The organism is Streptomyces canus (assembly GCF_041435015.1).
Classification (GTDB): domain Bacteria; phylum Actinomycetota; class Actinomycetes; order Streptomycetales; family Streptomycetaceae; genus Streptomyces; species Streptomyces canus_G.
This window is the reverse complement of the sequence record NZ_CP107989.1, coordinates 5,665,522-5,686,502: the sequence shown is the minus strand read 5'-3', so window position 1 is coordinate 5,686,502 and position 20,981 is coordinate 5,665,522. Positions and strand designations below refer to the sequence as shown.

Genomic DNA, 20,981 nt, shown 5'->3' with positions numbered 1-20,981 from the left:
AGCGCCTAGTACGACTTGGGCAGGCCCAGGGTCTGGTGGGAGACGTAGTTGAGAATCATCTCCCTGCTCACCGGTGCGATACGAGCCACGCGCGCGGCCGTTATCAAGGAGGCGAGCCCGAACTCGCGGGTGAGGCCGTTGCCGCCGAGGGTGTGGACCGCCTGGTCCACCGCCTTCACACAGGCCTCTCCCGCGGCGTACTTCGCCATGTTGGCGGCCTCTCCCGCGGCCACGTCGTCTCCGGCGTCGTAGAGGTGGGCGGCCTTCTGCATCATCAGGCGGGCGAGTTCGAGGTCGATGTGGGCCTGGGCGAGGGGGTGGGCGATGGCCTGGTGGGCGCCGATGGGGGTGTTCCAGACCGTGCGGTCCCTGGCGTAGGTGATCGCCTGCGAGAGGGCGTAGCGGCCCATGCCGATCGCGAAGGCCGCCGTCATGATGCGTTCGGGGTTGAGGCCGGCGAAGAGCTGGAGAAGGCCCGCGTCCTCGTCTCCCACGAGGGCCTCGCCGGGCAGACGTACGTCGTCGAGGGTCAGCTCGAACTGCTTTTCCGCCGCCTGGAGTTCCATGTCCATCTGGCGGCGCGTGAAGCCTGCGGCGTCTCGGGGGACGATGAAGAGGCAGGGCTTGAGACGGCCGGTGCGGGAGTCTTCCGTGCGGCCGACGATGAGGGTGGCGTCGGCTATGTCCACGCCGGAGATGAAGACCTTGCGGCCGGTGAGCAGCCAGTCGGCTCCGTCGCGGTGGGCCGTGGTGGTGATGCGGTGGGAGTTGGAACCGGCGTCCGGTTCGGTGATGCCGAAGGCCATGGTGCGGGTGCCGTCGGCGAGGGCGGGGAGCCACTCCTGTTTCTGGGCTTCCGTGCCGAAGCGGGCGATCACTGTGCCGCAGATGGCGGGAGACACGACCATCATGAGGAGGGGGCAGCCGGCTGCGCCCAACTCTTCGAGAACTATGGAGAGTTCCGCGATTCCGCCGCCTCCGCCTCCGTATTCCTCGGGGAGGTTGACTCCCAGGTAGCCGAGTTTGGCGGCTTCGGACCAGAGTTGTTCTCGGATGAAGTCGCGGCCGTGGCGTTTGCCCAGGGCGGCTACGGCTTCGCGTAGGGACTTGTGCTCATCGGTTTCGATCGTGGGCATGTGGCTCCTTCGTCGTGGCTGGTCGCGCAGTTCCCCGCGCCCCTAAGGTGCGTCCACCACCGCTAGTAGAGAGCCGACCGTTACCTGTTGGCCGGGTACTGCCTCCAAGGCGCTCAGCGTTCCTGCGTGGGGCGCCGTGATCCTGTGTTCCATCTTCATCGCCTCCAGCCACAGGAGGGGCTCTCCCGCCTGTACGGCGGTCCCTACGGCCAGTCCGTCGGCCACGCGGACAACCGTTCCCGGCATCGGAGCCAGGAGGGAACCCGGTGCGTGCTGGGCCGTCGGGTCGGGGAAGCGGGGCAGGGCCGTCAGAGTCGTCCCGTTGACGTACACCTGGTCGCCGTACCGCGCCACCTCGAACTTCCGCCGCACGCCGTCCACTTCGAGTACGACTCCGCTCGTGTCCGCGTGGAGAACCCGCACCCCGTCCGCGTCCAGGCCCTCCCTCGTGTGGCGGTAGTGGACCTCGTGCTCCTCCCCCGCCATCGCGTACCGCTTCGTCTGCGGGGCCGAGTGCAGGTTGCGCCAGCCGCCGAAGCGGGAGCGGCCGACCGCGTCCGCGAGCGCCGCGGCCAGGGGGGCGTGCGGGTCGGAGTGCGGCTCGGTGAGTTCGGGCAGGTGACGGTCGTAGAAGCCCGTGTCCATGCGGGCCGTCGTGAACTCCTTGTGGCGCAGGGAGTTCACCAGCAGGTCCCTGTTCGTGGTCGGGCCGTGGATCGTCGCCCTCTCCAGGGCGCCCGCCAGAGTGCGGACCGCCTCCGCGCGCGTGGGGGCGTACGCGACGACCTTCGCGAGCATCGGGTCGTAGTGGACGCCGATGTCGTCGCCGTTCTCGTAGCCCGTGTCCAGGCGGACGGACGGGGGGACCGACAGGTGGTGCAGGGTGCCGGTCTGGGGGGTCCAGTCCCGCGCGGGGTCCTCGGCGTAGAGGCGCGCTTCGACGGCGTGGCCACGCGCGCGTGGGGGCTCGTCGGGCAGAGGGGCCCCTTCGGCGACGCGGATCTGTTCCGCCACCAGGTCGATGCCGAACACCGCCTCCGTCACCGGGTGTTCGACCTGGAGGCGGGTGTTCATCTCCAGGAAGTGGGCCTTGGTGCCGGAGACCAGGAACTCGACCGTGCCCGCGCCCACGTAGTCCACCGCGCGCGCGGCTCGTACCGCCAGCTCGTGCAGTTCCTCACTGAGGTCCTGCGGGAGTCCGGGGGCCGGGGCCTCCTCGATCACCTTCTGGTGGCGGCGCTGGAGGGAGCAGTCGCGGGTGCCCAGGGCCCACACCGTGCCGTGGGTGTCGGCGAGGATCTGGACCTCGACGTGGCGGCCGTCCTCGACGTACGGCTCGACGAAGACCTCGCCGTCGCCGAAGGCGCTCGCGGCCTCGGCGCGTGCGCTCTCCAGGGCGGCGGCCAGGTCCTCGATGCGGCGGACGACACGCATTCCGCGTCCTCCGCCACCCGCGGCCGCCTTCACCAGCACCGGCAGGTCGGCCGGTGTCACGTCCCTCAGGGGCGCCAGCCCCATCAGTTCCTTCGCACGCGTCTTGGACGCCATCGCCTCGATCGCGGACGGCGGGGGACCGATCCAGACCAGGCCCGCGTCCAGAACCGCCCGCGCGAAGTCGGCGTTCTCGGAGAGGAAGCCGTAGCCGGGGTGCACGGCGTCGGCGCCGGAGGCGATCGCCGCCTTCACGATCAGGTCGGCGCGCAGGTAGGTGTCGGCGGGGGCCGCTCCCGGGAGTCGTACGGCCGCGTCCGCCACGCGCGTGTGGAGGGCGTTCGCGTCCGGGTCCGAGTGCACCGCGACGGTTCGGATTCCCGACTCACCACAGGTGCGGAAGATCCGGCAGGCGATCTCGCCCCGGTTGGCGACGAGCACAGAAGTGATCACTGAAGGGTTCCTCACATCCGGAAGACGCCGAAGCCGCCGCGTGCGCCCTCGTAGGGGGCGGTGTGGATCGCGGACAGGCACATTCCCAGTGCCGTCCGGGTGTCGCGGGGGTCGATGACGCCGTCGTCGTAGAGCCGCCCGGACAGGAACATGGGCAGCGACTCGGCCTCGATCTGCTGCTCCACCATGGCGCGCAGGGCCGCGTCGCCCTCTTCGTCGTACGGCAGTCCCTTCGCGGCCGCCGACTGGCGGGCGACGATGGAGAGCACGCCGGCGAGCTGCTGGGGGCCCATCACGGCCGACTTGGCGCTGGGCCAGGCGAAGAGGAAACGGGGGTCGTAGGCGCGGCCGCACATGCCGTAGTGGCCGGCCCCGTAGGAGGCGCCCATGAGGACGGAGAGGTGCGGGACTTTCGAGTTGCTCACCGCGTTGATCATCAGCGCGCCGTGCTTGATGATGCCGCCCTGTTCGTACTCCTTGCCGACCATGTAGCCGGTGGTGTTGTGCAGGAAGAGCAGCGGGATGTCGCGCTGGTTGGCGAGCTGGATGAACTGGGCCGCCTTCTGGGACTCCTCCGAGAACAGAACACCCTGGGCGTTCGCCAGGACGCCCACCGGATAGCCGTGCAGCTCGGCCCAGCCGGTCACCAGGCTCGTCCCGTACAGGGGCTTGAACTCGTCGAAGTCGGACGCGTCGACGATCCGGGCGATCACCTCGCGCGGGTCGAAGGGGGTGCGCAGATCGCCGGGGACGATCCCCAGCAGTTCGTCGGCGTCGTACTTGGGGGGCGCCGCGGGGGCGGGATCGCCGTACGCCTTGCGGTGGTTGAGGCGGGCCACGACCCGCCGGGCCTGCCTGAGCGCGTCCTGCTCGTCCACGGCGAAGTAGTCCGCGAGGCCCGACACGCGTGCGTGCATCTCGGCACCGCCGAGGGACTCGTCGTCGCTCTCCTCGCCGGTGGCCATCTTGACGAGGGGCGGGCCGCCGAGGAACACCTTGGCCCGCTCCTTGACCATGATCACGTGGTCGGACATGCCCGGGACGTAGGCGCCGCCGGCCGTGGAATTGCCGAAGACGACGGCGACGGTGGGGATTCCGGCGGCCGACAGCCGGGTCAGGTCCCGGAAGATGGCACCGCCGGGGATGAAGATCTCCTTCTGGGAGGGGAGGTCCGCGCCGCCCGACTCCACGAGGCTGATGCAGGGCAGCCGGTTGGCGAGGGCGATGTCGTTGGCGCGCAGGGCCTTCTTCAGCGACCAGGGGTTGCTGGCGCCGCCGCGCACGGTCGGGTCGTTCGCGGTGATCAGGCACTCCACGCCCTCGACGACCCCGATGCCGGTGACGAGGGAGGCGCCGACCGTGTACTCGCTGCCCCAGGCGGCGAGCGGCGACAGCTCCAGGAAGGGCGTGTCCGGGTCGAGGAGCAGTTCGATGCGCTCGCGGGCGAGCAGCTTGCCGCGGCCCCGGTGCCGCTCGACGTACTTCTCGCCGCCGCCAGCGAGAGCCTTCGTGTGCTCGGCGGTGAGTTGCTCCAGCTTGGCGAGCATGGCCTCGCGGTTGTCGCGGTAGTCCGCACCTGCCGTGTCCAGGCCGGAGTCGATGACGGTCATAGCAGGGCCTCCGGGATGTCCAGGTGGCGGGAGCGCAGCCATTCGCCGAGGGCCTTGGCCTGCGGGTCGAAGCGGTGCTGGGCGGCGACGCCCTCGCCGAGGATGCCCTCGACGACGAAGTTCAGGGCGCGGAGGTGGGGCAGGTCGTGGCGGGTGACGGGCAACTCCGCCGTCTCCGGGAGGAGTTCGCGCAGGCGGTCAACGGTGAGGGTGTGGGCGAGCCACCGCCATGCCTCGTCCGTCCGGGCCCAGACCCCGATGTTGGCGTTGCCGCCCTTGTCGCCGCTGCGGGCGCCCGCGATCAGACCGAGGGGGGCCCGGCGGGTGGGGCCTTCCGGCAGCGGTTCGGGCAGGGGTGGTGCCGGGGGATCATCGAGTACGGCGGTCTCCTGGGCCGGTGCCACGGGAAGCCGTCGCCCGTCGTGGAGGACGGCCACATGGTCCACGGCCCCATGGGGGACGTACACATCCTCGAAGACCCCATAGGGCGAGCCCTTTCCCGGTGGCGCCAGCACATGGAACCCGGGGTAGCTCGCCAGGGCCAGTTCTACGGCGGCCCCGCTGAGCGCGCGTCCGACGATCTCCTGGTTCGCGTCCCGGACGACCAGTCGCAGCAGGGCGCTCGCGGCCTCCTCGGTGCCGGCGTCCGGGCGGTCCGTGCGGACCAGGCCCCAGCGCACCTCGGCCGCCTTGGCGAGGGCCGGTTCCATCTGGTCCCGCACCAGCGCGGCCTTGGCCTCGATGTCGAGGCCGGTCAGGACGAAGGCGACCTCGTTGCGGAAGCCGCCGAGGCGGTTGAGGCCGACCTTGAGGGTGGGCGGCGGGGCCTCGCCGCGTACGCCGGAGATCCGGACGCGGTCGGGGCCGTCCTGGGTGAGCCGGACCGTGTCGAGGCGGGCGGTGACGTCGGGGCCCGCATACCGGGCGCCCTGCGTCTCGTACAGCAGCTGGGCCGTCACCGTGCCGACGTCGACGAATCCGCCGGAGCCGGGGTGCTTGGTGATGACGGCGGTGCCGTCCTCGTGGAGTTCGGTGAGGGGGAAGCCGGGGCGGCGGACGTCTCCCTGCGGGAAGAAGGCGTAGTTCCCGCCGGTCGCCTGTGTCCCGCACTCCAGGACGTGCCCGGCGACGACGGCTCCCGCGAGCCGGTCGTAGTCCGTCGGTCCCCAGCCGAAGTGGGCGGCGGCGGGCCCGGTGACCAGGGCCGCGTCCGTCACCCGGCCGGTCACGACCACGTCCGCGCCCTCCCGCAGACAGGTCGCGATGCCGAAGCCGCCGAGGTAGGCGTGGGCGGCGAGGCTGCCGGGGTGGAGGGGGGTGAGGTCGTCGCCCTCGACGTGCGCGACGCGGACCGGGAGGCCTGTACGGTCCGCCAACTCCCTGATGCGGGAGGCGAGTCCGGCCGGGTTCAGTCCTCCGGCGTTCGCCACGATTCTGACGCCCCGCTCCCGCGCCAGCCCCAGGCACTCCTCCAACTGCCTCAGGAAGGTGCGGGCATACCCGGCCCCCGGGTCCTTCAGCCGGTCGCGGCCCAGGATGAGCATGGTCAGCTCGGCGAGGTAGTCACCGGTGAGGACGTCGAGTTCGCCGCCGGTGAGCATCTCGCGCATCGCGTCGAAGCGGTCGCCGTAGAAGCCGGAGGCGTTGCCGATACGGAGGGTCATCCGGCGGCCCTCTTCGGCGTGCGGCCCTTGCCCGGCGGACCCGCGAAGGCCTGGGCGATGTCGAGCCACCGGTCGGCGTCCTCGCCCTCCGCGCGCAGGGCGAGGTCGGTGCGGTGGGCCCGCTGGGTGACCAGGAGGCAGAGGTCGAGGGCGGGGCCGGTGACGCGGTCGGTGGCGTTCTCGGGGCCGAAGGTCCACAACTCGCCTGATGGGGCGGCGAGTTCGATGCGGAACTCCTCGAACGGCGGGGTCAGTCCGTGCACCCCGAAGGCGAAGTCGCGGGTGCGGACGCCGAGGCGGACGATGTGCCGGAGCCGGTCGGTGGGCGTGCGGGTCACTCCCAGGGCGTCCGCCACGTCCAGTCCGTGCGCCCAGGTCTCCATGAGACGCGCGGTGGCCATGGAGGCGGTCGACATGGGCGGGCCGTACCAGGGGAAACGGGCACCCTCGGGTGCCGTACGAAGGGCCTCCGCGAGGTCCTCGCGTCCCGCCCGCCAGTAGGCGAGCAGCCGTGACGGAGGCTTACGGGCACCCTCCTCCGCTCCCTCGTCCACGAAGTCCCCGGGGGCTGCGAGCGCCTTCTCGACCTCGCGGGAGAAGGCCGCCTGGTCGGTGACGGCGAGCAGGGAGGAGTGGTCGGTCCAGGCGAGGTGGGCGATCTGGTGGGCGACGGTCCAGCCGGGGGCGGGGGTCGGAAGCGACCACTGCTCCTGGCTGAGTCCGGCTACCAGCAGGTCGAGCTCCTCGCTCTCCGCACACAGGTCGTCGATGACGGGCGTGGGGTCTGCCATGGGGCGAGAATGTCAGCGACCCCGGAAACAAGCAAGCGTGCTTGCATTAATTTCCGAGAGCGGGTGCCCGCCCCGCGGGCCCGATGCTCGCGTCCTCGATGCGGGCCCGCCCTATGCTCGCGTCCTCGATATTCAGGGGCGCCCGCACCCTCCCCCGCAGTACGGTCCTCCGATGATCGATGACGACGGTTACTTCGGAGAGTCCGTCGCGGCGACGTACGACGAGTCGTCGGCGGAGATGTTCACGCCGGATGCGGTCGAGCCGGCCGTGGAGGTGCTGGCGGAGCTCGCCGGCGCGGGGAGGGCCCTGGAACTGGGCGTCGGCACCGGGCGGATCGCGTTGCCGCTGGCGCGGCGCGGGATCGAGGTGCACGGCATCGACCTGTCCCGGGCGATGGCGGACCGACTGCGGGCCAAGCCCGGCGGCGAGGCGGTCGGGGTGACGATCGGGGACTTCGCGTCGGCCCGGGTGCCGGGCACCTTCTCGGTCGGCTACCTGGTCTTCAACACGATCATGAATCTGACGACCCAGGACGCCCAGGTGGACTGCTTCCGCAATGTCGCGGCCCATCTGGCACCCGGGGGGACCTTCGTCGTGGAGGTCATGATCCCTCAGCTGCGGAAGCTTCCGCCGGGCCAGAACGCCGTGCCGTACTACGTCGGTGAGAACCGCCTCGGCTTCGACACCTACGACGTGGCCACCCAGGCGATGGCCTCGAACCACGTCAGGGTCGAGGGCGGCCGGGGTTCCTTCCGGACCATCCCTTTCCGGTACGTCTGGCCCGCGGAGCTGGATCTCATGGCGCGGTTGGCGGGGATGAGGCTGCGGGACCGGTGGGAGGACTGGAGCCGGGCACCCTTCATTAGCGAGAGCGAGACACACGTCTCGGTGTGGGAGAAGATCGCGGGCTGACGCCGCGTAACGCCCGCTCGAGGTTCACGGACTGATCGCCTTACCCCGTCCCACCTGCGTCCGGACCGCTCCCATGCTCGCCGCGATCACGAGCGCGACGGCGAGCGCCTGAAGCGCGGACAGGGACTGGTCGAGGATCAGGAAGCCCGCGAGGGCGGCCAGGGCCGGCTCCAGGCTCATGAGGATGGCGAAGGCGGAGGCGGGCAGGGTGCGCAGGGCGAGGAGTTCGAGGGTGTAGGGCAGGACGGAGGACATCAGGGCCACCGCCGCGCCGAGACCCACGGTCACCGGATCGAGGAGCCTGGTGCCCGACTCCGCGATGCCGAGCGGCAGGAACGCCAGCGCGCCGACCGCCATCGCCAGGGCGAGGCCGTCGGCCTGCGGGAAGCGGCGGCCGGTCCTCGCGCTGAAGACGATGTACGCCGCCCACATGGCGCCCGCACCCAGCGCGAAGGCGACGCCCGCCGGGTCCAGGTCGCCGAAGTCCCCGCCGCCCAGGAGGAAGACACCGGCGAGCGCTAGTCCGGCCCAGACGGTGTTGACCGCGCGGCGGGAGGCGAGCACCGAGAGGGCGAGGGGTCCGAGGAACTCCAGGGTCACGGCTGCGCCGAGGGAGATGCGGTCGACGGCCTGGTAGAAGAGGCCGTTCATCGCGGCCAGGGTGAGGCCGAAGACGACAACCGTGCCCCAGTCGGTGCGGGAGTGCCCGCGCAGCCGGGGGCGGCAGACGACGAGGAGGACGACCGCGGCCGCCAGCAGCCGCAGGGTCACGACCCCGAGGGCGCCCGCCCTCGGCATCAGGGTCACGGCCAGCGCCGCGCCGAACTGCACGGAGATGCCCCCGGCGAGCACCAGGCCGACGGGACCGAGAGAGCTGGAGCGGCGGGGCCCGTGGGCGGGCGCGGTGCCCACCGGGGTCGGCGACGACGTCGGGGCGCTACTGGAGGTGGTCACGGGGCTTCCAGGGATCGACTCGGGGTTCGTCCATCATGATGCACTACTCGGTTCACGATAGTGGACCTGGTCATGTGCGTAAACCCGTTATACGACTGTCCGCTACCGGCGCGGTCCCCGCACCATGAAGACGTCCACCGGGTCCTCGGTCTCCACGGTGAAACCGTGGCGCTCGTACAGGCGTCGGGCCGCGCTGCCCTGGAGGACGTTCAGGCGGACGAGTTCGCCGTCGGCGTCGGTCCGCGCGAGCAGGCCGCGCAGGACGGCCGAGCCGAGGCCGTGGCCCTGGAGGTCCGGGGCGATGAAGAAGTGCTCCAGCCAGTGGCCGGCCGCGGCCGGCCGCAGGGCGACACAGCCCGCGAAACGCCCCTCGGCCATGATGATCGACATGTGCCGCTCGACGAAGGCGTCCCGGAACCGCTGCCGCACCCGGTGCTCGTCGAACCGGCCAAGCCGCTCCAGGTCGGGGCGCATCACCATGGCCCGCAGCTCGGCTATCGGCTCGACGTCGTCGGGGTGCGCCGGACGCAGGGTCCAGCTCGTGAGAGGCGTGTTCGTTTCCACGGCGGGAGTATCGCAACGGCCTCCGTGAACTCGTCCGGTCGTCCCGCCCTTTGAGCCCTTGCACGCCGTCCGGACCCATGAGCGCTCCCGGCCGCCTGTCCCACTGGACCTCACCGGTGACACGTCGCCCTGTGGGCCCTCCCGGCAACGCCCCCGGATCCCCTCACGGACCGCCCACCCCATCAGCGCCTTCACCGCGTCGCAGCGCCTCCGCGAGTACCTCCGCCAGATGCCGCCCCCGCACCCCGGCCAGCTGGTCCAGTTGCGTACGGCAGGAGAAGCCGTCGGCCAGCACCACCGCGCTCTCGGGTGCCTGCCGTACCGAGGGCAGCAGTTGGTCCTCCGCGCAGGCCCGCGACACCTCGAAGTGCCCTTTCTCGAAGCCGAAGTTGCCCGCCAGCCCGCAGCAGCCGCCGGCCAGGTCGCCGGTGAGTCCCGCGGCCTCGCGCAGCCGGCGGTCGGCCATGTCGCCCAGGACGGCGTGCTGATGGCAATGGGTCTGGCCGACGACCGGCCGGTCCAGGGCAGGTGGCCGCCAGCCGGGGGCGAGTCGCTCCAGCGCCTCCGCGAAGGTGAGGACCCGGGAGGCGAGCCGGGCGGCCCGCGGATCGTCGTGCAGCAGTTCCGGCAGGTCGGTGCGGAGGGCGGCCGCGCAGCTCGGTTCCAGGACGACGACCGGGGCCGAGGTCTCCAGCACCGGAGCCATCAGGTCGAGGGTGCGGCGCAACACCGTACGGGCGCCGTCGAGTTGACCCGTCGACACATACGTCAGGCCGCAGCAGACCCGGCCCCGGCCGCGCAGGAGGGACACCGGATCGAGGGCGACCGTCCTGCCGTCGCCCACCGGCGCCTTCTCCAGGTGCACGGTGGGAGGGAGAACCACCCGCAACCCCGCCGCCTCCAGCACGCGTACGGCCGCCTGTCCCACGGACGGTGAGAGATGCTCGGTGAAGGTGTCGGGCCACAGGACGACCGGTTCACCACCGGTGCCCCGGGCCTTTCGCCTGTCCCACCACCGGCTGAACGTCTCCGTCGCCACCTCGGGGATCCGCCGCTCGGACGCGATCCCGCCGAGCCGCTTGGCGAGGGCCGCCAACGGCCTTACGGAGGCAAGGGCGTTGACCACCGCCGCCGCTCTCATACGGTCCACCGCGCGCAGCCACATCGGCAGCCGGCCCATGCTGTGGTGGGCGGCCGGTCGCCGTCGCCCGGCGTAGTGGTGGTGCAGGAACTCCGCCTTGTACGTGGCCATGTCGACCCCGACCGGGCAGTCGGAACGGCAGCCCTTGCAGGACAGGCACAGGTCCAGCGCCTCGCGCACCTCCTCGGACCGCCAGCCGTCGGTGACCAGCCCGCCCGCCTCACCGGCCAGCATCTCGTGCAGCAGCCGGGCCCGCCCGCGCGTGGAGTGCGCCTCCTCGCCGGTGGCCCGGAAGGACGGGCACATGACGGCGGACCCGGTCGCCGATGTCGTACGACACTTCGCGACCCCGACGCAGCGCCGTACCGCGGCGGAGAAGTCGCCGCCGTCGGCCGGGTACCCGAAGGCGACCTCGACCGGCTCGCGGGGCAGGACGGAGAAGCGGAGGTTGGTGTCGAGGGGGGCCGGGCGGACCAGCATCCCCGGGTTGAGCAGGTCGTCCGGGTCCCAGATGCCCTTCGCCCGCTCGAACAGGGCGACCATCTCCTCGCCGTACATCCTCGGCAGCATTTCGGCCCGCGCCTGCCCGTCCCCGTGCTCTCCGGACAGCGACCCGCCGTGCGCCGCCACCAGGTCGGCGAGTTCCTCGGAGAAGCGCCGGAAGCGGGCGATGCCGGGACCGGTGAGCAGGTCGAAGTCGATGCGGACGTGGATGCAGCCGTCGCCGAAATGTCCGTACGGGGTGCCCTTGAAGCCGTGGGAGACGAGCAGTCCGCGGAAGTCCCGCAGATAGGCGCCGAGCCGCTGCGGCGGCACCGCGCAGTCCTCCCAGCCGGGCCAGGCCTCGGAACCGTCCGGCATCCGGGTCGCCGTACCGCTGGCGTCCTCGCGGATGCGCCACAGGGCCCGCTGCCCCGCCGGGTCGGTCACCACGAGCGCGTCGAGGACGTCGGCAGCGCGCACGACGTCCTCCGCACGCGCGCGTGCCTCGCCCTCGGAGGAGCCGCCCGTCTCCACGAACAGCCAGGCGCCGCCCCGCGGCAGCGCGGCCGTCGAGGGCACCAGGTCGGCCGCCATGCCCTCCACCGTCAGGGGGCGGTGCACCAGCAGCCCCGCCGCCGCCTCGGCGGCCGCGCCCTCGTCCGCGTACCCGAGCACCGCGAGCGCACGCGCGCGTGGCGCCTCCACCAGCCGGACGACGGCCTCGGTGAGGACGCCCAGAGTGCCCTCGCTGCCGCAGAAGGACCGGGCGACGTCGGCCCGGTGTTCCGGCAGGAGGGCGTCCAGGGCGTACCCGGAGATCCGGCGGGGCAGCTCGGGGAAACCGGTCCGCAGCCGTGCCAGTTCCCCGTCGACCAGCTCCCGCAGCCCCGTCGGCGCCCCGGCCCACTCCTGTCCGAGCCGCAGCCGCTGTCCGCGCGCGGTGACGACGTCCAGCTCCGCCACGCTGTCCGCGGTCGTCCCCCACGCCACCGAGTGCGAGCCGCACGAGTTGTTGCCGATCATTCCGCCGAGCGTGCACCGGCTGTGGGTGGAGGGGTCGGGCCCGAACCGCAGCCCGTGCGGGGCGGCGGCGTCCTGGAGCCGGTCCAGCACGAGCCCGGGCTGGACGACGGCGGTACGCATCTCGGGGTCCACCGCCAGGACCCGGTGCATGTGCCGGGTGAAGTCCAGCACGACCCCGGTACCGGTGGCCTGTCCGGCGATGGAGGTACCGCCGCCGCGGGGGACGACGGGCACGCCGTGGGTGCGGCAGACCTCCAGCACGGCGGCCACGTCGTCGGCGTCCCGGGGAGCGACGACCCCGAGAGGGACCCGCCGGTAGTTGGACGCGTCCATGGTGACCAGGGCCCGGGAGGTGACGTCGAAACCGACCTCACCCCGGACGACCTTCCGCAGATCGGCCTCAAGATCCGTCATGACTCCAGCAAACCAGTCCGGTCAACACCGCCGCGTCTCACCCGACGGACTACGTTTCGACCAGGTTTCCTCCAACGGCTACGCTCCCCTCGTGGCTGAGATCCAGATTCCCGCTGACATCAAGCCCGCCGACGGTCGTTTCGGCGCGGGCCCCTCCAAGGTGCGGACGGAAGCGCTGGACGCGCTGGCCGCAACCGGTACCTCCCTCCTCGGCACCTCCCACCGCCAGGCCCCGGTCAAGAACCTGGTCGGTCAGGTGCGCGAGGGCATCAGTGAGCTGTTCTCCCTCCCCGAGGGATACGAGGTCGTCCTCGGCAACGGCGGCTCGACCGCGTTCTGGGACGTCGCGACGCACGGCCTGATCGAGAACAAGTCGCAGCACCTGACCTTCGGCGAGTTCAGCTCGAAGTTCGCCAAGGCCTCGAAGCTGGCCCCCTGGCTGGCCGAGCCGACGGTGATCTCCAGTGAGCCGGGCACCCACCCGGAGCCGCAGGCCGAGGCCGGTGTGGACGTGTACGCGTTCACGCACAACGAGACCTCCACCGGTGTCGCCGCCCCGATCAAGCGGGTGGCCGGCGCCGACGAGGGCGCGCTGGTTCTCGTGGACGCCACCTCAGGCGCCGGCGGCCTCCCGGTCGACGTGTCCGAGACGGACGTCTACTACTTCGCCCCGCAGAAGTCCTTCGCCTCCGACGGCGGCCTGTGGATCGGCGTGTTCTCCCCGGCGGCGATCGAGCGCGCCGAGCGGATCCACGCGTCCGGCCGCCACGTCCCGGAGTTCTTCTCGCTGCCGACGGCGATCGACAACTCCCGCAAGAACCAGACGTACAACACCCCGGCCCTCGCCACGCTCTTCCTGCTGAACCAGCAGCTGGAGTGGATCAACGGCCAGGGCGGTCTCGCGTGGTCGACGGCCCGCACGAAGGACTCCTCGACGCGTCTGTACAGCTGGGCGGAGGAGTCCAAGCACGCGACCCCGTTCGTCACCGACGCGGCCAAGCGCTCCCAGGTCATCGGCACGATCGACTTCTCGGACGAGATCGACGCCGCCGCGATCGCCAAGGTCCTGCGCGCCAACGGCATCGTGGACACCGAGCCCTACCGCAAGCTCGGCCGCAACCAGCTGCGCGTGGCGATGTTCCCGGCGATCGACCCGGCGGACGTCGAGGCCCTGACGAAGTGCGTCGACTACGTGATCGAGAAGCTGTAGTCGTTTTCTGGGATACGACGACGAAGGGCGCCCGGCGGACACCGGGCGCCCTTCTCGCGTGCTTGGGCTACTCCTCGCCGAACAGTTCGTCGGCGTTCTCCACGACCAGGGAACGGTCGAGCCAGGTCTCCAGGAGCTCCAGGTCGACGCAGGCCATCACCCGTTCCTGTACGGACTCGGAGACTTCGACACCCCGCCTGCGAAGAACCCGGAGGATGGCCTTGGCCTCACCCTTTGCCTCACCGTCGGCGTGGACCTCGCGCCATGTCTCCTCCATCACGCTGCCCAAACCGGGGAAGTTCGGCGTGTACACGGCCATCAGTTACCTCCAATGATCGCGGCTGGGTCCTTCGTCCAGACCGGCCTCGATGTATTCCGCCCAGTCCGCGTTGGGCCCCAGCACCGGCGCCACCGCGTCCAGTATGGCAAGGATGCCCGGATCCTTGGCGTTGATGAGAATGGAGAACGTGGTGAGCGCCAAGTCCTTCGCCGCCTCCTCCGGGTCGGTGATCGGACGCACCCCGATCGGCCCCAGAACCAACGGGAACACCTCCATGCTCGTGTGGAAACTGCGCCCGATTCGGATGGGGTCCCTCGCCCACTCCGCCGTCTTCTTGTCCCGGCACACCACCAGCAGAATCGGCGGCAACCGGTACTTGGCATACATGTGCGCCAAGTAGTACGCCCAGCTGTTGTGCTTGTCCGGGTCCGGCTTGCTCTGCGACTCGACAGCGAGCAGAAACCCCCCTTCGTCGTCGGCCGTGCGGACCCGGAAGAAGCTGTCCACCCGGCGCTCCAACGGCCAGATCTCGGTGAGGTCGGTGTCGAGTGGCTCGATCGAGCTGTACTCGGGGAACCTGACGCCCGTCTCCGGCACGAGACGGGCCAGGAGATCCGGCTCCTCCCGGAAGATCCGATGTACAGCGTCATGCTGCGAACTGACCATGCGACGGAACGTAATCGAGCGAACACGCGCCCTATGTCCAGCCAGTCCATCACCGACTGGTCGCAGGCGAACATCACCGCCATCCAGAGCGCACGCCGGGAGTTCGACGAGCGCGCCGCCCGCCTGGCCGAGGACGCGGTCGACCCAGTACGTCCGACGGAGGAGGGCTTCACGAGGCCGGGTTGAACAACTTCCAGTTTCCCTCGGAGACCACCTCGACGGTTCCGTCCGCCACCTTGATGGCGGTCTGCTCGTCGATCGCATACGCCGGACCCGCGATCTCGGCCGCCCATCGTTCTGCCGAGGCCATGGAGTTCTCCGGGCAAGCCGGGTGATCCAGGTGCGGGAAGAGCGAAAAATCCACCAGGCCCAATGTGCTGTCGCCGCCGGCGGGCGGCTTCCAGCCCACGAAGTCCTGCCCGATGCGGGGTGTCATCACCATGCTCCCGGCGCTGAGTCCCACGTAGACCGTGTCGGGCAGCGACGGCAGGAGGCCGGCGAGCCCGGATTCCCGCATCCAGTGCGCCAGGTACAGCGCGTCACCGCCGTTGACCAGCAGGGCGTCGGTCTCCCGGACCCAGGAGACCCAGCTCGCCTTCTCGATGCTGGGCAGCGCGGTGAGCTCCAGCACGCCCACCGACTTCCACCCCAGGCCGGTCATGGGGTGGGGGGATCGTCCGCTGACGAATCGCCATGGCCCGCCCGGATCGGCGTCGGGGGCCCCGTACCCCGCGGTGGGGATGCACAGGGCGCTGGACTCGGCGATCGGCTTGCCCAGGAGGTCGACCAGCGCGTCCTGGATGCGCGTGTTCTTGACGCCGGAGTCGGTGAGGAGAAGCTTCATCATGTCCTTCCGGAGTGAGGACGAGATCCTCGCTGACATGAACCAGGAGTCAGTAGAGCAGCTCCGGCGCCCGTTGAAGGGGCGCCCGGCACTCACCGAGCGCCCCCGTCACCCGGTCCTCACGCAGCCGTACAGCTCACAGCCGGCGCACCCCCGCCCCCAGGCGCTCCCCCGAAGCCGAAGCTCGCCGAACTCCCCACCGGCACCGCCCCGTTGTGGGAAGCGTTCGCCGCGGTCACGGTCGAGCCGGTCTGGGTGTACGACGCGTTCCACATGGAGGTGACCTTCTGCGAGCCCGGCCAGCTCCACGTCACCTTCCAGGAGGAGAGGGCCGTGGACCCCGAATTGGTCACCTTCACCTCGGCGTTGAAGCCGCTCCCCCAGTCGCTGCTGACCGCGTAGGAGGCGGTGCAGGCCGCCGTGCCGCCGCCGGGGTCGCCCGGGTCTCCGGGGTCGCCGCTCGAAGGGAAGCCCGGCGCCTTCACGCTCGCCAGATAGCCGTCCTTCACGGTGTCCACGGTCTGCCAGTCGTCCTTCAGGATGCCGCCCGTGTCACCGGAGTTGGGGTTCCAGGACCAGAAGGTCCAGTGGAAGGAGTCGGCGCCGTACGTCGATGTCGGCCGCAGATACGAGACCAGCGCCGCCAGCCACTTCTGGTCCACGGTCGGCTGCAGGGTGGTGCCGAACTCGCCCACCCACACCGGGGCGATGTTCTGCTTGAAGATGTAGCCCCAGTACTTGTCCCAGATCCCCGGCATGTTGGCGGGGAAGGACGGGTCGCTGAACCAGCTCTGCTGGGCCACGCTCGTCGCGTAGTCGTGGGCGGAGTACACGACCCGGTTCGCGACGTTCAGCTGCACCGGGTACTGGGCGACGCCCATCAGGTTGCCGCCCCACCAGCCGGAGACGCCGTTGAAGGTCTGCACGCCTTCGACGAAGATCAGCAGCTCGGGATTGACCCCCAGCACCGCGTTGCCGGCCCGCTGAGCCGCCAGCCGCCAGTCCGTGGCCGTGTCACCGCAGCCCCAACAGGCGGGATCGTGGGGCTCGTTGTGCAGGTCGATGCCCACGACCGTGTCCTGGCCCCGGTAACGCGTCGCCAGCGCCTTGAGGTTGGCGATCCACGTCGACTCCGGAACCGCGGAGGTGTACCAGAGCGCCGACTGGCCGCCGGAGTCCGGGCGGTGCCGGTCGAGGATGACCTTGAGGCCGTCCTGACCGGCGTACGACACGATCTTGTCCAGGACGCCGAGGGAGTTCAGCCCCTGGAGGTCGGCGTTCTTGCCGCTGGAGAAGTCGATGCTGTTGGGGACCGTCCCCGACTTGAAGATGTCGTCGCTGTAGGGGATGCGGAGGGTGTTGTAGCCCAACGACTTCATCTGGTCGATCATGGATTTGTAGTCGCGGGACCAGAGGCCGTGCACGACCTGGTTACTGGTCTCGAAGCCGAACCAGTTGATCCCGGCGATCCGGACCGGCTGCCCGGACTTGTCCAGGATCTGACGGCCGCTGGTGTGCCAGTAGCCGGCGCCGGCCGTCTCGGCGGCGTGGGCCGACTGAAGACCGGCGGTCCCCAGCGGTAACAGGCACGCCGCCGCCACCGCACACAGCGCTCTTCGCAAGCTGCGGAACATGTTCGCTGCTTCCTCTCGGGAGGCGCGGGCCCGGAACCTGGTGGGAGCGCTCCCACCACCCGGCACACCCCATGTAAGTCAGGACACATGAACACGTCAAGACAGTCGACGTCACCTTGTGCTCAGCTACGCCGGAATAGCCGCCGGAGTCCGAAGAGGGCGACGACGGCCCCCAGGGCGAGGGCGCCGATCTTGATCGTGCCGTCGGAGATCCCTCCGCCGTCGCTTCCGGAGGCAGAGGAACTCCCGCTCCCGGAGGGCGACTTGGACCCGCCGTCCCCGGGTGCGTCCTGTGCCTCCACCTCGCTGTCCGCGCCCTCCATGCCGAGCAGGATCTTGGTCCCGTCGGGCGAGTAGGAGACGGACTCCCCCTGCCCGAGCGGCACGCTGATCCGCCCGCGGCGCTTGATGTCGCCGCCGTTCCAGTCGTACCAGATACCGCCGAGGTACCCGCGTACGACGAGCTGCCGGCCGTCGGGCGAGAACGCGGCGTCGGTCGCCCACAGGTCGACGGGCTTGACGGGCTTGAAGACGTTCGTCCCCGAGGGGGAGAGGGTGACGGGTCCCTCGTAGAGATGCCCGCCGTCCTCGTGCTTGTCGATGATGTAGACGCGCCCGGTCTTGGGATGGACGACCATCGACTCGGCGTCGCGCGAGCCGTCGGTGTACTTCACGACGTACTGAGTGGCCTTGACGGACTGGTCCTTGAGGACCTTCGGCTCGGGCAGCTTGTAGATCCACACATAGGGCCAGGTGACCCCGTCGTTGTCGCCGATGTCGCCGACCCAGATCTCGTTGTCGGGCCCGATGGCGATGGCCTCGACGTCACGCGGCGTGCCGACGCCGGTCATGGTGATCCTGGCGACGGTCTTGCCGGTGGAGCTGTCGACGGCATACAGGTACGCGCCGGTGTCCTGGTCGTTGTGGGTCCAGTAGATGCCCGGGTGCTGCCGCGAGGCGGCGAGCCCGCTGGACTCGGTGATCCGGGGATCGCTGATGGTGAAGCCCTTGTCCCCCTTCCCGTCCCCGTCGGCGGCGGAGGCGGGCACGGCGGCGGGCAGGGTGAAGGCGCCCACGAGCAGGGTCCCGGCGAGGAGGGCGAAGGGTCGACGCATGCCCCAAGCCTGCCATCCCGACGCACGTTTGAACGGGTGTGGCCGGGAGGGCAGAAGGGATGCGTGGCCGGGCTCACATGCCAACTGCGCCACCGATGATCCATCATGAGCGGATGCTCAGATTCATGCCGGTCGGCGATTCGATGACGATCGGAAGCGCGGGCGAGCACACCTGGCGTTACCGGATGTGGCAGCACCTGCGTGACACCTGCGGCGGCCCCTTCGCCCTCGTGGGCCCGCGCGAGACGCTGTACGACAAGGCGGCGGACGCCCCGACGTCGTACGAGTACGCCGATCCCGACTTCCCCCGGGCCCACCTGGCCGGCTGGGGCGAGGGCTGGCTGCACATGGCCCCGCTGATCGGCGACGCGGTTCGGGCACACCGCGCGAACGTGCTCCTGGTGTCGCTGGGCCTGATCGACCTGGGCTTCTACACGAACGCGGAACAGACGGCGGAGAACGTCCGCGCCTTCGTCGCCGAGGCCCGCCGGGCCGACCCCCGGATCCGGATGGCCGTCCTCCCGGTGATCCCCAATGTCCGGGCGGAGTCGGACCCGCCCTTCGCGACGGAGGTCACCCGCTTCAACGAGCTCCTCGCCAAGGCGATCGCGGACCTGGACGAGCCCCGCTCCCCCCTGCTGCCGGTCTCGCCCCCGGCGTCGTACGACATCAACCACGACACCTACGACGGCACCCACCCGAACGCGAGCGGCGAGCACAAGATCGCGGCGGCCTTCGCGGCGGCGATGCACCAGGCCTGGGATCTGGGCGGGCCGTACAAGGCCGACTGATCGGCGCTTCGAGGCGGACACGAACGGGGCGGCGCACTCCGACGAGGTGTCGGTGTACGCCGCCCGGGGTGGGACGGGGTGCGGGAGCCTGCCCGCGCTGTCATGGCGCCTACTTCGGGTCGGCGTTGAACTTCGCGGTCGACCAGCGGTAGCCGAGCACCGCGAGGCCGAGGCACCAGGCGACGGCCAGCCAGCCGTTGTGGCCGATCTCGGTGCCCAGGAGCAGTCCGCGCAGGGTCTCGATGGCCGGGGTGAAGGGCTGGTACTCGGCGATCGGCTGGAACCAGCCCGGCATCGCGTCGACCGGGACGAACGTGCTGGAGATGAGCGGCAGGAAGATCAGCGGCATGGCGTTGTTGCTGGCGGCCTCGGCGTTGGGGCTGATCAGGCCCATGCCGACGGCGATCCAGGTGAGCGCCGTGGCGAAGAGCACGAGCAGTCCGAAGGCCGCGAGCCACTCCAGGACCGTGGCGTCGGTGGAGCGGAAGCCGATGGCCACGCCGACCGCGCCGACCAGGACCACGCTGACGATCGACTGCAGCACACTGCCGACGACATGTCCGACGAGCACCGAACCGCGGTGGATCGCCATGGTCCGGAAGCGGGCGATGATGCCCTCGGTCATGTCGTTGGAGACGGAGACCGCGGTGCCGATCGTGGTGGAGCCGATGGTCATCAGCAGCAGCCCCGGGACGAGATACGCGATGTAGTCGGAGCGGTCGCCGCCGCCGATGCCCGCGCTCATGGTGTCGCCGAAGATGTAGACGAAGAGCAGCAACAGCATGATCGGCGTGAGCAGCAGGTTCAGGGTGAGCGAGGGGTAGCGCCGGGCGTGCAGGAGGTTGCGGCGCAGCATCGTGGACGAGTCGCGTACGGCGAGGGAGAGGTTGCTCATCGGACGGTCTCCTTGGGCTGGTCGGTGACGCCGGTGCCGCCGGTCAGGGCGAAGAAGACGTCGTCGAGGTCGGGGGTGTGCACGGTCAGCTCGTCGGCCTCGATGCCGGCCGCGTCGAGCCGGTCGAGGATCGCGCGCAGCTCGGACTGGCTGCCGCCGCTGGGGAGTTGCAGGGTCAGCGACTGGTCGTCCCGGGTGACCTCGCGCAGTGCCGAGGCGGCGCTCCGGTAGGCGGCCGGGTCGGTGAAGCGGAGCCGGACGTGCCCCCCGGGGATGAGCCGCTTCAGCTCGTCGGCGGTGCCCTCGGCGGCGATCCTGCCGTCGTGGAGGACGGCGATGCGGTCGGCGAGTTCGTCGGCCTCCTCCAGGTACTGCGTGGTGAGGAAGACGGTGACGCCGTCGGAGACGAGCTCCCTGATGATCTGCCACATGGTGTGCCGGGAGCGGGGGTCGAGGCCGGTGGTCGGTTCGTCGAGGAAGATGATGCGCGGGTCGCCGACCAGGGTCATGGCGATGTCGAGGCGGCGCTTCATACCGCCGGAGTAGGTGGAGGCGGGTTTCTTGGCGGCCTCGGTGAGGTCGAAGCGCTCCAGCAGTTCGGCCGCGACCCGCCGTCCCTCGCTCTTGGGCAGGTGGTGCAGGTCCGCCATCAGGAGCATGTTCTCCTCACCGGTGATCAGCCCGTCCACGGCGGAGAACTGGCCGGTGACCCCGATCGCGGCACGCACACCCTGCGGGTCGGCGGCCAGGTCGTGGCCGCCGATGTGGATGCCCCCGGTGCCCGGGTCGGCGGAGATGAGCGTGGAGAGGATCTTGACGGCGGTGGTCTTGCCGGCGCCGTTCGGGCCGAGGAGGGAGAAGATCGTGCCGGCGGGCACCTGGAGGTCGATGCCGTCGAGGACGGTCTTGTCCCCGTAGGACTTGCGCAGGCCGTTCGCCGCGATGGCCAGGTCGGTCATGGTGGGTGCT

19 protein-coding genes are annotated in these 20,981 nt (G+C 70.6%); 4 read left to right on the top strand and 15 right to left on the bottom strand.

What is annotated here, in order from left to right; genetic code table 11:
* Window positions 1-5 precede the first annotated feature (5 nt).
* The 5 genes from OG841_RS26070 to OG841_RS26050 are packed head-to-tail and all read right to left on the bottom strand — an operon-like array spanning window position 6 to window position 7,085.
* Complete coding sequence (locus OG841_RS26070; RefSeq protein ID WP_371566937.1) at window positions 6-1,136, bottom strand: acyl-CoA dehydrogenase family protein; 1,131 nt, start codon at window positions 1,134-1,136, stop codon at window positions 6-8.
* A gap of 42 nt (window positions 1,137-1,178) precedes the next feature.
* Window positions 1,179-3,020: an acetyl/propionyl/methylcrotonyl-CoA carboxylase subunit alpha gene (locus OG841_RS26065; protein WP_371566936.1), complete on the bottom strand. Its 1,842-nt coding sequence runs from the start codon at window positions 3,018-3,020 to the stop codon at window positions 1,179-1,181.
* An 11-nt stretch (window positions 3,021-3,031) separates the two neighbouring features.
* Window positions 3,032-4,630, bottom strand: coding sequence for an acyl-CoA carboxylase subunit beta (locus tag OG841_RS26060; RefSeq protein WP_328639283.1), 1,599 nt, complete (start codon window positions 4,628-4,630; stop codon window positions 3,032-3,034).
* Entirely contained in the window at window positions 4,627-6,294 is a 1,668-nt protein-coding gene (locus OG841_RS26055) for an acyclic terpene utilization AtuA family protein (protein WP_328639284.1), read from the bottom strand. The genes OG841_RS26060 and OG841_RS26055 overlap by 4 nt, the downstream gene beginning before the upstream one ends.
* Window positions 6,291-7,085, bottom strand: coding sequence for a TIGR03084 family metal-binding protein (locus tag OG841_RS26050; RefSeq protein ID WP_365119225.1), 795 nt, complete (start codon window positions 7,083-7,085; stop codon window positions 6,291-6,293). The genes OG841_RS26055 and OG841_RS26050 overlap by 4 nt, the downstream gene beginning before the upstream one ends.
* Window positions 7,086-7,257: 172 nt before the next feature.
* Between OG841_RS26050 and OG841_RS26045 the strand changes: the two genes are divergently transcribed.
* On the top strand, window positions 7,258-7,998 hold the full coding sequence (locus OG841_RS26045; protein WP_371566935.1) for a class I SAM-dependent DNA methyltransferase: 741 nt from the start codon (window positions 7,258-7,260) through the stop codon (window positions 7,996-7,998).
* 24 nt (window positions 7,999-8,022) lie between these two features.
* Here the strand turns inward: OG841_RS26045 and OG841_RS26040 are convergent, their stop codons facing one another.
* The 3 genes from OG841_RS26040 to OG841_RS26030 form a co-directional block, all read right to left on the bottom strand.
* Complete coding sequence (locus OG841_RS26040; protein ID WP_371566934.1) at window positions 8,023-8,952, bottom strand: EamA family transporter; 930 nt, start codon at window positions 8,950-8,952, stop codon at window positions 8,023-8,025.
* 102 nt (window positions 8,953-9,054) lie between these two features.
* Window positions 9,055-9,516: a GNAT family N-acetyltransferase gene (locus tag OG841_RS26035; RefSeq protein WP_328639288.1), complete on the bottom strand. Its 462-nt coding sequence runs from the start codon at window positions 9,514-9,516 to the stop codon at window positions 9,055-9,057.
* Between the two features lie 163 nt (window positions 9,517-9,679).
* The gene (locus tag OG841_RS26030; protein ID WP_371566933.1) at window positions 9,680-12,577 is read right to left on the bottom strand and encodes an FAD-binding and (Fe-S)-binding domain-containing protein; all 2,898 of its coding nucleotides are present in this window, start codon (window positions 12,575-12,577) and stop codon (window positions 9,680-9,682) included.
* A gap of 91 nt (window positions 12,578-12,668) precedes the next feature.
* Here OG841_RS26030 and serC point away from each other — a divergent pair, with 91 nt between their 5' ends.
* Complete coding sequence (gene serC, locus OG841_RS26025) at window positions 12,669-13,787, top strand: phosphoserine transaminase (RefSeq protein WP_328639290.1); 1,119 nt, start codon at window positions 12,669-12,671, stop codon at window positions 13,785-13,787.
* 67 nt (window positions 13,788-13,854) lie between these two features.
* Here serC and OG841_RS26020 read toward each other — a convergent pair whose 3' ends face one another.
* Window positions 13,855-14,106, bottom strand: coding sequence for a hypothetical protein (locus OG841_RS26020; RefSeq protein WP_328639291.1), 252 nt, complete (start codon window positions 14,104-14,106; stop codon window positions 13,855-13,857).
* A gap of 3 nt (window positions 14,107-14,109) precedes the next feature.
* Window positions 14,110-14,733, bottom strand: a complete 624-nt coding sequence (locus tag OG841_RS26015; RefSeq protein WP_371566932.1) for a hypothetical protein — start codon at window positions 14,731-14,733, stop codon at window positions 14,110-14,112.
* Between the two features lie 33 nt (window positions 14,734-14,766).
* On the opposite strand from OG841_RS26015, the gene OG841_RS26010 reads away from it, so the two are divergent.
* Window positions 14,767-14,919, top strand: coding sequence for a hypothetical protein (locus OG841_RS26010; protein ID WP_365119236.1), 153 nt, complete (start codon window positions 14,767-14,769; stop codon window positions 14,917-14,919).
* Here the strand turns inward: OG841_RS26010 and OG841_RS26005 are convergent.
* The 3 genes from OG841_RS26005 to OG841_RS25995 all read right to left on the bottom strand — a co-directional run bounded on the left by OG841_RS26005 (window position 14,903) and on the right by OG841_RS25995 (window position 18,326).
* Window positions 14,903-15,577, bottom strand: a complete 675-nt coding sequence (locus tag OG841_RS26005) for a Type 1 glutamine amidotransferase-like domain-containing protein (protein ID WP_371570822.1) — start codon at window positions 15,575-15,577, stop codon at window positions 14,903-14,905. The genes OG841_RS26010 and OG841_RS26005 overlap by 17 nt on opposite strands.
* Window positions 15,578-15,696: 119 nt before the next feature.
* Entirely contained in the window at window positions 15,697-17,211 is a 1,515-nt protein-coding gene (locus OG841_RS26000; RefSeq protein ID WP_371566931.1) for a cellulase family glycosylhydrolase, read from the bottom strand.
* A 122-nt stretch (window positions 17,212-17,333) separates the two neighbouring features.
* Window positions 17,334-18,326, bottom strand: a complete 993-nt coding sequence (locus OG841_RS25995; RefSeq protein ID WP_365119238.1) for a WD40 repeat domain-containing protein — start codon at window positions 18,324-18,326, stop codon at window positions 17,334-17,336.
* 113 nt (window positions 18,327-18,439) lie between these two features.
* Here OG841_RS25995 and OG841_RS25990 point away from each other — a divergent pair, with 113 nt between their 5' ends.
* Window positions 18,440-19,117, top strand: coding sequence for a GDSL-type esterase/lipase family protein (locus OG841_RS25990; protein ID WP_328639297.1), 678 nt, complete (start codon window positions 18,440-18,442; stop codon window positions 19,115-19,117).
* 109 nt (window positions 19,118-19,226) lie between these two features.
* Here the strand turns inward: OG841_RS25990 and OG841_RS25985 are convergent, their stop codons facing one another.
* Both OG841_RS25985 and OG841_RS25980 read right to left on the bottom strand, forming a co-directional pair.
* Window positions 19,227-20,012: an ABC transporter permease gene (locus tag OG841_RS25985; RefSeq protein WP_328639298.1), complete on the bottom strand. Its 786-nt coding sequence runs from the start codon at window positions 20,010-20,012 to the stop codon at window positions 19,227-19,229.
* Window positions 20,009-20,971, bottom strand: coding sequence for an ATP-binding cassette domain-containing protein (locus tag OG841_RS25980; RefSeq protein ID WP_328639299.1), 963 nt, complete (start codon window positions 20,969-20,971; stop codon window positions 20,009-20,011). Before OG841_RS25980 ends, OG841_RS25985 begins: the two co-directional genes overlap by 4 nt.
* Between the last annotated feature and the right edge of the window lie 10 nt (window positions 20,972-20,981).

Excerpts from the sequence above, each read along its gene's own strand:
- OG841_RS25990 (WP_328639297.1), top strand. The coding sequence starts at position 18,440 with ATGCTCAGATTCATGCCGGTCGGCGATTCGATGACGATCGGAAGCGCG.
- OG841_RS26000 (WP_371566931.1), bottom strand. The coding sequence starts at position 17,211 with ATGTTCCGCAGCTTGCGAAGAGCGCTGTGTGCGGTGGCGGCGGCGTGC.
- OG841_RS26005 (WP_371570822.1), bottom strand. The coding sequence starts at position 15,577 with ATGAAGCTTCTCCTCACCGACTCCGGCGTCAAGAACACGCGCATCCAG.
- OG841_RS26070 (WP_371566937.1), bottom strand. The coding sequence starts at position 1,136 with ATGCCCACGATCGAAACCGATGAGCACAAGTCCCTACGCGAAGCCGTA.
- OG841_RS25985 (WP_328639298.1), bottom strand. The coding sequence starts at position 20,012 with ATGAGCAACCTCTCCCTCGCCGTACGCGACTCGTCCACGATGCTGCGC.
- OG841_RS26055 (WP_328639284.1), bottom strand. The coding sequence starts at position 6,294 with ATGACCCTCCGTATCGGCAACGCCTCCGGCTTCTACGGCGACCGCTTC.
- OG841_RS25995 (WP_365119238.1), bottom strand. The coding sequence starts at position 18,326 with ATGCGTCGACCCTTCGCCCTCCTCGCCGGGACCCTGCTCGTGGGCGCC.
- OG841_RS26050 (WP_365119225.1), bottom strand. The coding sequence starts at position 7,085 with ATGGCAGACCCCACGCCCGTCATCGACGACCTGTGTGCGGAGAGCGAG.
- OG841_RS26015 (WP_371566932.1), bottom strand. The coding sequence starts at position 14,733 with ATGGTCAGTTCGCAGCATGACGCTGTACATCGGATCTTCCGGGAGGAG.
- OG841_RS26060 (WP_328639283.1), bottom strand. The coding sequence starts at position 4,630 with ATGACCGTCATCGACTCCGGCCTGGACACGGCAGGTGCGGACTACCGC.
- OG841_RS26020 (WP_328639291.1), bottom strand. The coding sequence starts at position 14,106 with ATGGCCGTGTACACGCCGAACTTCCCCGGTTTGGGCAGCGTGATGGAG.
- OG841_RS26045 (WP_371566935.1), top strand. The coding sequence starts at position 7,258 with ATGATCGATGACGACGGTTACTTCGGAGAGTCCGTCGCGGCGACGTAC.
- OG841_RS25980 (WP_328639299.1), bottom strand. The coding sequence starts at position 20,971 with ATGACCGACCTGGCCATCGCGGCGAACGGCCTGCGCAAGTCCTACGGG.
- OG841_RS26030 (WP_371566933.1), bottom strand. The coding sequence starts at position 12,577 with ATGACGGATCTTGAGGCCGATCTGCGGAAGGTCGTCCGGGGTGAGGTC.
- OG841_RS26010 (WP_365119236.1), top strand. The coding sequence starts at position 14,767 with ATGTCCAGCCAGTCCATCACCGACTGGTCGCAGGCGAACATCACCGCC.